The organism is Mesorhizobium sp. CA12 (assembly GCF_020165255.1).
Classification (GTDB): Bacteria; Pseudomonadota; Alphaproteobacteria; order Rhizobiales; family Rhizobiaceae; genus Mesorhizobium.
The window spans coordinates 105,510-118,203 of sequence record NZ_JAIUHT010000012.1 but is presented as its reverse complement, the minus strand read 5'-3'; the positions used below and the strand labels follow the sequence as shown (position 1 = coordinate 118,203).

Sequence of the window (12,694 nt, the reverse complement as noted above, 5' to 3'; positions counted from 1 at the left end):
GTCCTCCCGTAAGATTGAGTTGCGCACAGGCGTTCCGCCCAGCCCTTCAACGCTACGTTGAGGGCCGCCAATGCGTCAATATAGATATACAAGCTATGTACAAAATATTGCCGACGCGAGGCAGCGAGAGGCGGCTCACCGCTGGATTGGCCGTTGAGCGGATAAGGCTCAGCGCACGATCATCGCTATAGGGTTTCTAAGAACTTCCAGAGGTAGCAGCGAACCCGCGCCGGCGGCGGGGATCATATTCAATTTTGCTAAAATCTTCGGAACCGATTGCTCCGGCCCGGTTTGAATCCCGGTTCAGGAGTTCGAGTGCATGCGTAAATTGACCGGTCACCTCGCCTTCATCGAGTTCCAATCACCGACGCTGGTCGAGAGCGCTCCTGCCGATACGGACTGGCTGCACGAAATCAAATACGATGGCTACCGGACCGAGCTTATCGTTGAAGGTGGCGCGGCACGTGCCTTCACCCGTCGGGGCTATGACTGCTCGCATCGGTACAAACGGATCGTCCAGGCGGCGGCGAACCTATCGGTCAAATCCGCAATCCTCGACGGCGAAGCGGTCGTCCTCGGCAAGACTGGCTTGCCGGATTTCCAGGCTCTCGAGCGGGAGCTGGCAAACCCGAGCTCGCCGAAGCTCATGTTCTTTGCGTTCGATCTTTTGTACCTCAACGGCCGAGACATTCGACAGCAGCCGCTGATTGAGCGCAAAGCTGCTCTGCACAGGCTCCTGCAGGAAACGGCTCCAACGCTGACCTTTGTCGAACACCTGGACATTAGCGGCAAGGACGTGTTCGACCATGCCTGCCGCATGGGCCTGGAGGGGGTGGTCTCAAAGCGGGCTGACTCTCCCTACCGTTCCGGTGTCCAAACGAGCTGGCTCAAGGTGAAGTGCGTCAAGAGCGACACGTTCCCGATTGTGGCTTTCGTCGAAAAGCTTGGCGCGCAGCCGCGCCGCGTTGCTTCCCTGTATATCGGCAGATGGGAGGGCGAGCGGCTGCTTTATGCTGGAAAAGCGCAAAGCGGCTATACGCTGGAGGCAGCCCGGCGAGTTCGCGAGCGGCTCGATCCGCTCATCATCAGCAAATCGCCTCTTTCGGAACCCATCAAAAAGCCTAAAGCAACTTGGGTGCGGCCGGAGGTGCCGGCTGAGGTGCAATTCAGTGGCGTGACCGACCGGGGTATCTTGCGCGAGGCGGTGTTCAAGGGATTGCGCGAGGATCTCGCTGTGATCCCAGCGAAGCCGCCGTCGCTCTCCAAGCGCAGGTTGGAGAGCCAACATGGCGTTCCTGGCGAGAACATTCTCCAGCTGCTACCCGATGCGGTTGCACCTTCCAGGGAAGAGCTTTTGGGCTACTGGCGGCGGGTGGCCGACCGAGCGTTGATTCATCTGGGCCGAAGACCATTGAAGCTGGTTCGCCATGCGTACGGGGCCACCTTCTATCACAAGGGGCCGCTGCCGCCGATCCCTGCGTCGGTGCACCAGCTGCGGGTGCAAAAACGCGAAGGTGGCGAAGGTGTCCGGGTTTGGGTGGATGACCTTGACGGACTGCTCGGCTTGATCGAAATGGATGTCATCGAGCTTCATCCTTGGAATGCCACGATTGACGACATTGAACATGCCGACCGGCTTGTCCTGGACCTCGACCCTGGCGAGGGCGTCTCCTGGGATGCGGTGATCGAAGCCGCGCTGTCGCTACGCGCGATCTTGGAAGCAACTGGCTTGGACAGCTGGCCGAAGCTCACCGGCGGCAAAGGTATTCACTTAATGGCACCGCTCGCCGCGAAGATGACTCATGACAGGGCGCGGCAACTGGCCAAATCGCTGGCCCAATGTCTCGTTGATGCCGATCCTGACCGGTACCTGTTGTCAGCCGACCCGGCAGCGCGGAGAGGCCACATTTTTCTAGATTACCTTCGCAACGGCCGAGGCAATACCGCAGTTGGTGCGTTCTCACCTCGATCGCGGCCCGGCTTTCCGATTGCGCATCCAGTTACATGGAAACAGGTTGAAGTCGGCATTAGGCCGGACGTTTTCACCATGAGCCATCCGTTTAGAGCCGCTGCTCAAACGGCGGCTTGACTGTAAGAAAGAGCACGGCAGGGTCCTGTCGATGACGTCCGCGTCGCATTCGAGGCTGCGGCGCGCTAGGAAGGGATGGTTTTCGATCGAAAGAAAAGCCCGTCGCAGCTAATGAGCGTAAGCGACGGGCTTTCCGGGACGAAAGAGCAGCTACACCTCGGCGGATCGACTGCTTCGCTTAAATCATCAAATCGTGAATGCGTTCTATGATGGGACACTTTTTTGTTCGATGCCTTGGGAACCAAATCCGAGTTTGAAAGTTGCGGCCGCTGGGGGAAAAGAGATTCCCAGCCAATGTCAGACAAAAACCAGACGATACCGATCGTCCAAAAGCTCGTTCAAGAAACCGGTATTGCTGAGGCGCAGGCCTACGAGCTTGCCCTCCTAATTGGTATGAATTGGAACTCGCTCGTGCGAGAGGCGAAGCTCATTCGCGCTGCGGCAAGGGCCGAGGTCGCCCAGGACGGGCCGCCTGTCGAGAATTGACGCGCTAGGAACCGAAATATTTTTCCTGACCACCAGTCCGCCGGTCACGTAGAGGCTTAGAATCTGATCAGCCCATTGTGCTGGAGGACATACGGAAGGATCAGGACCATTCCGATCCCACATACCCATAGGATGGCTTTGTTCATTCCGATATCCGTTGAAGGCCACGCCGAACATTATCGATCCGTCAGCCATAGTGAAGCTTCGGCTTGCTTTCGGTGCCGGTAAATTGAACGCCGATCCTGTCGTTCTTCCGCCAGCGTATCACGCACCGGTAAGCGATCCCATCGACCGGGACATAGAGTAGAAATTCTGCCGGGACCCTAGTGTCGGCCGGCACTTTCAATTCTGCTCCAGCCGCGTGTTGATTGCGGATCGTGCACGTGGTTTCCGAGTTAGTAATGCTGGTGATGATCGTCGCGCCCTTGAGAACACGCTTCCGATGTTCGCGACGGTGGTCCTTTTCCGACAACGTGGATTCCTCCGGGCATAATCAGCGCCGATCGACCCCGAAGCCGCCCCTTCTTATCACGAACGAACCGCGGACGGCGAAAAGCCCGCCGCGTTGTCGCAGCGGACTTCCAACCGGCTGGAGGCCGGAGAGTGTCACAACGGGCCTCCTGCCTGTTCACACTTCCGTCCTGCAGGCCAGACTATCGGCGCGAAATCATCAGGCACAGTTGGCGCAGGTCCCGATCGTAGCTGTCCTGACTGCCCAGCACATCGACACAACGATTTTTCATCCGAGCCAATTGAGTGCCAGACAAGCCAGAGACAGCGCTGGCCACCTTGGGACTCGTCGGGTTAACCGGGCTTGTCAGGCCGCTCGGATTGGTTCCTACCCCGACCCCGGCAGTAACGCCGTTGCCGACCCCAACACCAACTCCGATGCCCGTCCCACTGGTGCCGCCTACCGTAGCGCCTAAGCCAGCCGTGACGCCGCTCGCACCGCCCACTGTCACCCCAGCGCCTGCGTTCACCCCGTTAGAGCCGCCTAGGGAAGCACCAGCTCCGGCATTGGCACCACTTGATCCGCCAATGGAGGCACCGAGCCCGGCGTTCACCCCATTGGAGCCGCCCAAAGAAGCTCCAGCCCCGGCGTTGGCGCCATTTGATCCGCCAATGGAGGCACCGAACCCGGCGTTCACCCCGTTGGAGCCGCCCAAGGAGGCCCCAGCCCCGGCATTAACACCTCCACTGCCGCCGACTGATGCGCTGACGCCAATTCCGGCTGCATTTGCGGACACGCACATAATCGCGATGACAGCACCACCCGCGAAAGTTTTAGCAAGTTTTCCGAAGACGCTGGCCGTAACATTCTCCTGTCGTTGCTTTGAGCACCTGCAACAAGCCATTTGCCGTTACTCAAATTAGTACGCCCCGAGGTACGGAGGGTTTCCGCGCAGAAGCATGAGCCGCAAGATATGGTTTCTCAGCGGTTAATATACTCGGAATTTTAATGTCCTCGTCGTGCTACCGCTGCCAAGCCGTTGTCCTCCGATGTTGGCTTGGCGGCATGGCGGGGAGGGTTGGTGAGATTGCGAGCCTGACGAACCCAAACTGCGGCGGCCGACGGCGTGGAGATCAGGGGAATCGCTAACCTTCGAATGGCGAGTCATGTTCGCCAATGCTGCGAGCCGCGCGTTGCAGGTCGAGCGGCGCTTGGCTTAGCCATGATGAATACGCACATTCAACTCACGTAGATTGAAATGCCAACATATTCCGGAACGGCCCACTGCGGACCCGCTCGAGAGCATCACCGTGTCGAGCGAATATGTTTACGTCCCGCTGGGTCGGGTGTGTGGAGCAGCACCCGGTTCCGGCCGGTTTGCTTGGCCAAATAGAGTGCGGCGTCCGCTTTACCCTGTAGCTGCTCCGGTGAAATGGCTTCGTCAGCGGTCTGAACTGCAACTCCAATGCTGAGAGTGACGCTGCGCGAGACGCGCGATCCTGGGTTGGGCAAAGCGGCGGCCTCAACGCTCTTACGAACCCGTTCAGCCACTGAGACAGCCTCTTCCTCTGTCACCCCGGGCAGCAGCACGAGGAACTCTTCCCCACCGTAGCGGGCAACATGATCTCGATCGCGCCTGACGTTTTCCTGGATAATATTGGCGACCTCCACCAGACAGCGATCGCCGTCGGAATGGCCGAGATGATCGTTCAGCTTCTTGAAGTGATCAATGTCGCACATCAGCATCGCCGCACCGTCGAGGCAACGTTTGTCATTTCCCCACAAGTGCTCGAGTGTTTCAGTCATCCAGCGCCGGTTGGCGATGCCCGTGAGCGGATCGGTCTTCGCCAGCAATTCCAGTCGATTGTTCGCTTTAGCCAATTCGGCGACCCTGCGCCGGTCGCGCAACTCAAACAGGAAAGTCTTTTGAGCGAGAATTGTCATGATGCGACGGGCTGCAACCGTCGCGAAGATGCCGCTGGCGAAGAACAGCGTTCCATCGATCGCGCTGCCATGCTCAATGGCCGGATTCTGCACCTGAAACACGAGATACAGTCCGAGCGCCAGCGCCGCGATCGCGACCGTCCAGGCCAGCGGGATGCCGAAGATGATGATGGCTGTAATGGCTACGAACAGCATGACGTTCAATTGCCGTTCATAGAACTCGCCGCCAGCGGCTACGCCGACCAAGGCCACCGACAGCAAAATCAGGAACATACCTGTAATCAGCGAACCCCCTTCGAGCCAGGAAGGGCGCGGCTTTCGCCATGCTAGAACCACTGCGACGACGACGGGCGGGATGATACCTGCAGGCAGCAGCATAGATTGCGCGATTGCGGTTGGGAGCATCAGCATGTTGAGCGCCAGCGTTAGCATATCCAACACGGCCACCCAGATCATCCAGGCGCGGATGATCTTCGCCGTTTGCGGCCAGACACGTGCCCGAAACAGCCGCCTGACCTCACCTTTGAGGCGGATGTCGCGCGTTCGGCGCGCCAGAAGCCGGTCGACTTCAGCAATTAAGGCAGGATCATCCTGCACATCGATGTGCGTAAGATCTGACACAGTCGAGAGGCCTTACGCTTTCTCCTGATCATCCATTCGGACCCCACCCGGAGTTCCGTAAAGCCCAAGCGTGTCAAACTATCCTGAAGATTTCATTTCCAGGCGTGGTGTGTTCCAAGATCCTAGGCTGCAGCCAAGGACGTGGGCATCCGCCTTACCGGCGCACCGTGCTCTGCGCGAGATCAACTCTTGGATTCTGGTGTCTCGCGTTCGAGAGTCCTTCGGTCGTTCGTGTTCTGAGATGGCGCGTCGCCGCGCCTTAGGTTTCCGCAGCGGTTTTTTGCTTTGCGTCAAAACATCAAATGAGATTAGTTTCTCATGTATTCCGCTCAGGGAGCTCTGCATACCGATTTCTCAAGGAGCTAACCAAGCTGGCGTGTTCAGTTCGGCCGAGATCGCCTTGTTGGCACGCGTGCTCGAAGATTGAAACCGATGGTCAATCGCTTCAGCGACGTGAAGCGCTCGTGTCTCGCGTTGTAGCAAACTGTCAGGCAGGAATTAGAGACGAGGAAGAATTGGCATCGGCCTCAAAGCTGCCGCTCGGACGCTAATGTCCATACCTAGGCGGCCAAATATTGGCAGGTGCCTAGACTAGGCCTTCTTGGCAATGCGGAGCTTTGAAAGCAATTTCCACAATTCCGTCTCGTCAGTTATTCCCCTATCGAAGGCTGCAATAACTTCGCACGCAAGATGTTCCCTCTGCTCCTCGTCTTTGAGGGCCAGACGTCGCTCTCTGCACAGTTGGTCGAATACCCTCTGAAGGATGTCGAGATCGCAAGGCGCGTATACGCCGCTGTATTTCTTGAAGCCCACTGCGCTTCTGTCCCCCCGGACCCGAGCAAACTGAACTGTATGATCGCGCTCCGTGCCAAACTTGGGCGCTAGTAATCGCATGCCGCGTAATCCGAACGAGTGGCGATATTTGGCCCTTCTGCCGCCTATCGGAACCGCTCCAAATCTGGACCCGAGAGCATGCTTTTGTTGCGCTCAGCCGCTCTGGCGATTGCGGCATCGATCTCGTGGCGTATTGGGCCTGATTCCAGCGTTGCGCCAAAATTGCGTATCTTCAGCGAGTTGAATGATCCACGTTGAATTCACGCGGCCTCCTTCGTCCACGCGTGACCGCCAGAAAGCCGCTGGAGCGACTGGCCATGCCGTCGAGCCAGGTTCCTCTCGGCGTCAAGCAACTCGTGCTCCCCAGTCAAGCCGTTCATAAAAAGCTTGAGCAAATGGGACGCTAAGCGTTCCCCTTGTTCCGAAGCCGATAAAATGCCGCGCTCAGCGCAGATCGCCCGAAGAACCCGAGCTAGCATCTCGATTTCGCTCGCCTCCAAAAACCGACCTGGATACAGCATGACGTCCGCTCCCGAAAAGCCCGTTGATCGGGCGTTTACGCGACGTCAGGTACGGCACGCGATTACCTATGATAGTCTCATTCTTTTTTTTCCGATCTAATGCCGCCAAGACTCCTGTTCCGGGCGAGAGGCCGTTGGAGCAGGAACAATTCTGTCCATGCACGCAAACCGCGATGCAAAGGTTCCGGGTGCACAAACTATCGGTGACGAGACGATGATGCCTTCTAGAGCTCACGAAAACTCCCTTGAGCAGGGAGGCGTCGCAGCTCTCGCCAAGACTCGAGTTCAGCAATTTCAGTGGTGCGCAAGCTTAGAACGGTTTCTTCATGCCCCGATAACATGTGTTATTCAGCGGGAACAGGTCACGGCCTAGCTTGGAGGTTCAGGAAAGGCCCAGTGGCATGCGGGGAGGCACCATGAATTTCGTGAGAAATGGCGTCGGTCCGTTTGAGGCCGCCATGGTCGCGGTCATGACCTTAGCGGCGATCGGAATCATACTCGTCATTGTCCTAGGGATTTACTGAATTTCCCTCCGTCCGTTCATCGTCAGATCACGAATGCCCGCCAGTCACGCCAACGCAACAGCTCGATCCCACCCGCACAATCAAAGAAGATCAGGACGTGAAGGATCGCGTCTGTGCGCTCCGGCACCCGCCCACATGGATTGGCAGCCGCCGGGGGCGGTGCAAGCGCGAACGCCGCTTAGAAATCATCGGATGAGCGGAACGACATCGAACGGCGTCGTTACCGGGCGTTGCGAATCATATCTCTTTGGAACCACGCTTATGCCGATTACCTCGGGGCGCGACCTCGTGCAGAGGCTTCTGGAGAAATCATTACCGAGGCACAAGCGCGAGAGTTGGTCTCTCTACTCGGCACGAATTGGTCTTCGCTCGTCCGAGAGGCCAAAGCCATCACCAAAAAACCGAGGCCGGGACTGCGCTCGTAAGACATTTCCAAGCTCGCGCTTGGCAGCAAAGCCGCCCGCCAAATGGAACATTACCGCCTAATCCAGGTTCGGTACGCAACTCAACCCGGTCACCCAACTTGGCACATGTCCTTTCCCCGAACGTTTTGATCCGTAAGCTTCAGAACATCTCCGATCTGACCCAGTCAGATATAGCTATTTTAGAAGGCATTCCGCTTTCAAAGAGGGACTATCATGCAAACGAGGATATTGTACGCGAGGGCGATCGACCTACTCATTCATTTGTGGTCTTGGAGGGCTTGGTGGGATCCACCAAGCTTACCGGCGACGGCAAACGGCAGATCACGTCCTTCTTTGTTCCGGGAGATATTCCCGATCTGCACGGTATGCATCTCTCGGTTCTGGACTGCACCTTCTCATCGCTCGCGCGCGCCAGTCTGGGCTTCATGCGGCATGATGCTATGCGAGCCATCTGCGACCGACATGCCTCCATAGCCGCTATATTTTGGCGCTCGACGCTGATCGACGCAGCGATATACCGAGAATGGGTTACCAACGTTGGAAGGCGCGACGCCTATACCCGTATGGCTCACATATTGTGCGAACTGATCGTCCGCCTTCACTCGATGGGGGTTATCAAAGATCATGTAGCCAATCTCCCGGTCACGCAGGCAGCCCTTGCCGACGCGTTGGGCCTGTCAACTGTCCACGTGAACCGAGTGCTTCAGGAGCTGCGACGCAACGGGCTTATATTTACCGAGGGCACCCGATTTCATGCTGTTGATTGGGCCGGGCTCGTCCGAGCCGGAGATTTTGACGCCACCTACTTGCATCAAAGGACCGCAACAACATTCTGATGGCGAGCTGGTGCGATGGCGAGATACTTCTTTGATAGCGGTGATCGCGACGTTGTCCTCAAGGATGAGGTAGGCATCGAATGCGATGGGATCGGGAGCGCGCGTCGTCAGGCCATAGAAGGTCTGGTAGACCTGACGAGAGAATTCCTTAAGGACCTCAATGGCCAGGAGTTGTTCATCGAAATCCGCAACGAGCATGGAGAAAAGCTGGCAAGGTTGAGCCTATCTCTGCATGCGCAACCGAGCGCTCAATGAAGGTTAGGGGTTTCCGTGACTGGCGGCGGTCTTTGCCGCTTGGACGCAGACCACCCTTGATGATCGCTGACCGCCTATGTCGCCCGTAATGAGCATATCGCGACGCCAGAAATTGACAGTCGGCATCACCGCAAGCAAAGCAATTCGACCGCTTGTCAATTTGGAAAGCGCTTGGATTGCTTTGCATTCCTGTACAACCCGCGGTGGCGGAGAACAAAGCGGCGTGGACATGATCCCAGTCCCTGTGGGACAACACTTGCACCGGCTTCTCCGATGAATCAGATCGGAAGAGTTTCGGAAACGTGAGTCGATTGGAAGCCTACGTCCAAGTGAAGAAGCGCTTTCCCGTTCTTATCGAGCAGCGAAATAAAGCCTGCTTGGCCGACGTCCCTTACAGCCACGGCAGCCGGAATCTTGATGGTGCCCAGCGTGGCTTGAACATCGGATAACGGAGTACCTGTCGGCACTTGGCAAATTTGTTTGACATGTGTCGGCAAGGCCGAAATAGGGGTTGCCGCAGCTCTCGCGGGCTGCACGAGCGGGCATACATCTGTCGGTGAAATACTATCGGGGTAGGTGACGGGTGCCCAGCCTCGCTTCAGTTGCCGCCGCCACGGCCGTCGCAGAATACTTGCTCGTTCAAATGGGCAGCACTTCCGAGCGCTTGACCTGGCCCAGGGCAAAGCTGCTTTCGATCGAAGCGATGTTGTCCAGCCGCGTCAGCTTGTCCTTTATGAACCGCTCATAGGCCTCGAGGTCGCGCACCACGATGCGCATCAGGTAGTCGCGCTGGCCGGTCATCAGGTAACAGTCGACGACCTCCGGCCAGCGCAGCACGGCCTGCGAGAAACGGTCGAGATCGTCCTCGCGTTGCCGTTCAAGCTTGATCGACGCGAAAGCGCTGATCGGCAGGCCGAGCTTCTTCTGGTCGACGACCACGGTGTAGCCCTTGATGACGCCGGCGCTCTCCAGGAGTCTGACGCGCCGCGCGCAAGGCGAGGGCGACAGACCGACGGCTTCGGCGAGGTCGTTCGAAGTCGCCTTGGCGTTCTTCTGCAGCGCGGCGATGATCTTCAGGTCGATTGCGTCAAGCGCTGGATTTGGCATCGTTCCCTCGTTTGGGCGTCGTTATTGGCTGGAGCAGCCAATATGATCGATCGGTTTGGGCAAGAATAGTCACATTTGGAAGAGCGACGCAGGTATCGTTGAGCCGCGATTTCACAGGAGCCGACGATGACGATCCTTTCCGAGCTTGAGCGCAAGGTCCTCTGGCTGGCCGTCTGGATGATCCATCACGCCAATCATCTTCGGGCGTCGACGGACGGCCTCAAGGTCGGCGGCCACCAGGCGTCGTCGGCGTCCGCGTCGACCTTGATGACGGCGCTCTATTTCCAGATCCTGAGGCCGCAGGACCGCGTCGCCGTCAAGCCGCATGCCAGCCCGGTATTCCATGCCATCCAATATCTGTTCGGCAAGCAGACGGTTGAGCAGCTGCAGAATTTTCGTGGCTATCGCGGCGCGCAGTCTTATCCGTCCCGAACCAAGGATATCGACGACGTCGATTTCTCGACCGGGTCGGTTGGACTGGGCGTGGCGCAGACCCTGTTCTCGTCCCTGGTCCAGGATTATGTCACGGCAAAAGGCTGGAAGACCGATCGGCCGGAAGGCCGGATGGTGGCCCTGCTCGGCGACGCCGAAATGGATGAAGGCAATATCTTCGAGGCGCTTCTCGAGGGCTGGAAGCACGGCCTGCGCAACACGTGGTGGGTCGTCGATTACAACAGGCAGAGCCTCGACGCGGTAGTGCGCGAAGGCCTGTGGCAGCGTTTCGAATCCATCTTTCGCAACTTCGGCTGGGATGTGGTGATCCTGAAACATGGGACGTTGCAACAGGCCGCCTTCGAGGAAGAGGGCGGCGAAAAGCTGCGGACCTGGATCGATGCATGCCCCAATCAGCTCTATTCCGCGCTGACCTTCCAGGGCGGTGCTGCCTGGCGCAGGCGCCTGCTGGACGATCTGGGCGATCAAGGACCGGTCAGCCGTCTGATCGAGAAGCGCAGCGACGATGAGCTTGCGGCCCTGATGGCAAATCTCGGCGGCCACGATCTGGCGAGCATCATCGATGCCTTCGAGCAAGCGCGCGGACATGATCGTCCGACCTGCTTCATCGCCTATACGATCAAGGGCTTCGGCCTGCCGCTCGCCGGCCACAAAGACAATCACGCCGGACTGATGACACCGACGCAGGTCGACGTGCTGCGGCAAGGCATGGGAGTCCGCGAGGGCCGCGAATGGGACATTTTCGAGGGCCTTGCCTATGACGAGGCTGCGATACGATCCTTCCTCGCGTCGTCGCCTTTTGCGCAGCCAGCCCCGCGTCGTCACAAAGCCCCAGCTGTTCCGGTGCCAGCGCGCATCGGCTTCGGCGCTCAGCCGGCCATGTCGACACAACAAGGTTTCGGGCTTTTGATGCACGAGATCGCAAAATCGGACAGCGAGTTTGCAAGCCGTGTCGTCACGACATCCCCCGATGTCACCGTCTCGACCAATCTCGGCGCCTGGGTAAACAAGCGGGGTCTGTTCGCGCGCGGCGACCAGGCGGACATTTTCCGCCAGGAGCGCATTCCCTCCACCTTCAACTGGACGTTTGCGCCGTCGGGACAGCATATCGAACTGGGCATTTCGGAGATGAACCTTTTCACGATGCTTTCGGCGCTCGGGCTATCGCACTCGCTTCACGGCGAGCGCCTGCTTCCCGTCGGCACGCTCTACGATCCCTTCATCGAGCGCGGTCTCGATGCGCTCAACTATGCCTGTTACCAGGACGCCCGCTTTATCCTGGCGGCGACGCCCTCCGGCGTGACGCTGGCTCCAGAAGGCGGAGCGCATCAGTCGATCGCCACGCCGCTGATCGGCATGGCGCAGGACGGTCTGGCGACTTTCGAGCCTGCCTATGTCGACGAACTGGCAATCATCCTGCGTTGGGCATTCGACTACATGCAGCGTACCGGCGAAGCCGAGCCTGACGACCATACCTGGCTGCGAGATCAGACCGGAGGTTCGGTCTACTTGAGGCTCTCGACGCGCTTGATCGAGCAGCCGACACGCCCGATGGAAAGTAAGCTGGCGCGCGACATCGTCGATGGCGCCTACTGGCTGCGCCCGCCCGGGCCAAACGCCGACCTGGTGATAGCTTATTCCGGCGCAGTCGGGCCGGAAGCGGTACAGGCGCTGGGATTGATGGCCGGCGATCGGCGCGATGTCGGGCTTCTGGCCGTGACCTCGGCCGATCGGCTGAACGCCGGCTGGTCAGCCGCAGCCCGGGCGCGCCAGTACGGCCATCAGCGCGCTTCAAGTCATGTCGAGCGCCTTTTTGCCGGTCTTCCGGCGTCCTGCGCCATCGTGACGGTGTTGGACGGGCACCCCGCGACGCTCGCCTGGCTGGGGTCGGTCCATGGCCACCGTACACGCGCTTTGGGCGTCGAGCATTTCGGCCAGACTGGTACGATCGCCGATCTCTACCGGCATTACGGGATCGATGCGCAAGGTATCATGGCTGCAGCGCAGGCGGTTTCGGTTGGCCGGCCGCTGAGGCACCTCGGCTCCGCCGCCTGACCATCGATCACCCGCCTCCCGGCCGGCTCGTTCGATAGCAAGCCGTCAATACCGGAATTCCTTGAGGGCGGGCATCAGCCGCCGGCGCCATTC

General features: G+C 58.8%; 8 protein-coding genes. 5 read left to right on the top strand and 3 right to left on the bottom strand.

The window, feature by feature from the left end:
• The first annotated feature begins 319 nt into the window (after positions 1-319).
• Both ligD and LB520_RS20215 read left to right on the top strand, forming a co-directional pair.
• A complete protein-coding gene (gene ligD, locus LB520_RS20220; RefSeq protein ID WP_224638757.1) occupies positions 320-2,089 on the top strand; it encodes a DNA ligase D in 1,770 nt (589 codons plus the stop codon).
• A 222-nt stretch (positions 2,090-2,311) separates the two neighbouring features.
• Positions 2,312-2,575: a hypothetical protein gene (locus tag LB520_RS20215; protein ID WP_224547917.1), complete on the top strand. Its 264-nt coding sequence runs from the start codon at positions 2,312-2,314 to the stop codon at positions 2,573-2,575.
• A gap of 187 nt (positions 2,576-2,762) precedes the next feature.
• Here the strand turns inward: LB520_RS20215 and LB520_RS20210 are convergent, their stop codons facing one another.
• The gene (locus tag LB520_RS20210) at positions 2,763-3,047 is read right to left on the bottom strand and encodes a PilZ domain-containing protein (RefSeq protein ID WP_224547915.1); all 285 of its coding nucleotides are present in this window, start codon (positions 3,045-3,047) and stop codon (positions 2,763-2,765) included.
• Positions 3,048-4,331: 1,284 nt separating this feature from the next.
• Complete coding sequence (locus LB520_RS20205) at positions 4,332-5,591, bottom strand: GGDEF domain-containing protein (RefSeq protein ID WP_224638755.1); 1,260 nt, start codon at positions 5,589-5,591, stop codon at positions 4,332-4,334.
• A 2,402-nt stretch (positions 5,592-7,993) separates the two neighbouring features.
• Between LB520_RS20205 and LB520_RS20200 the strand changes: the two genes are divergently transcribed.
• Both LB520_RS20200 and LB520_RS20195 read left to right on the top strand, forming a co-directional pair.
• Positions 7,994-8,731, top strand: a complete 738-nt coding sequence (locus LB520_RS20200) for a Crp/Fnr family transcriptional regulator (protein ID WP_224608037.1) — start codon at positions 7,994-7,996, stop codon at positions 8,729-8,731.
• A gap of 15 nt (positions 8,732-8,746) precedes the next feature.
• On the top strand, positions 8,747-8,986 hold the full coding sequence (locus LB520_RS20195; protein WP_224608034.1) for a DUF6894 family protein: 240 nt from the start codon (positions 8,747-8,749) through the stop codon (positions 8,984-8,986).
• 639 nt (positions 8,987-9,625) lie between these two features.
• Here LB520_RS20195 and LB520_RS20190 read toward each other — a convergent pair.
• Positions 9,626-10,093 (bottom strand): Lrp/AsnC family transcriptional regulator, encoded by a 468-nt coding sequence (locus LB520_RS20190; protein WP_140721070.1) that lies wholly within the window; start codon positions 10,091-10,093, stop codon positions 9,626-9,628.
• Positions 10,094-10,219: 126 nt separating this feature from the next.
• On the opposite strand from LB520_RS20190, the gene LB520_RS20185 reads away from it, so the two are divergent.
• Positions 10,220-12,601 carry a transketolase gene (locus LB520_RS20185; protein ID WP_224638753.1) on the top strand — a complete coding sequence of 794 codons (2,382 nt, stop codon included), beginning with the start codon at positions 10,220-10,222 and terminating at the stop codon, positions 12,599-12,601.
• Positions 12,602-12,694: the final 93 nt, after the last annotated feature.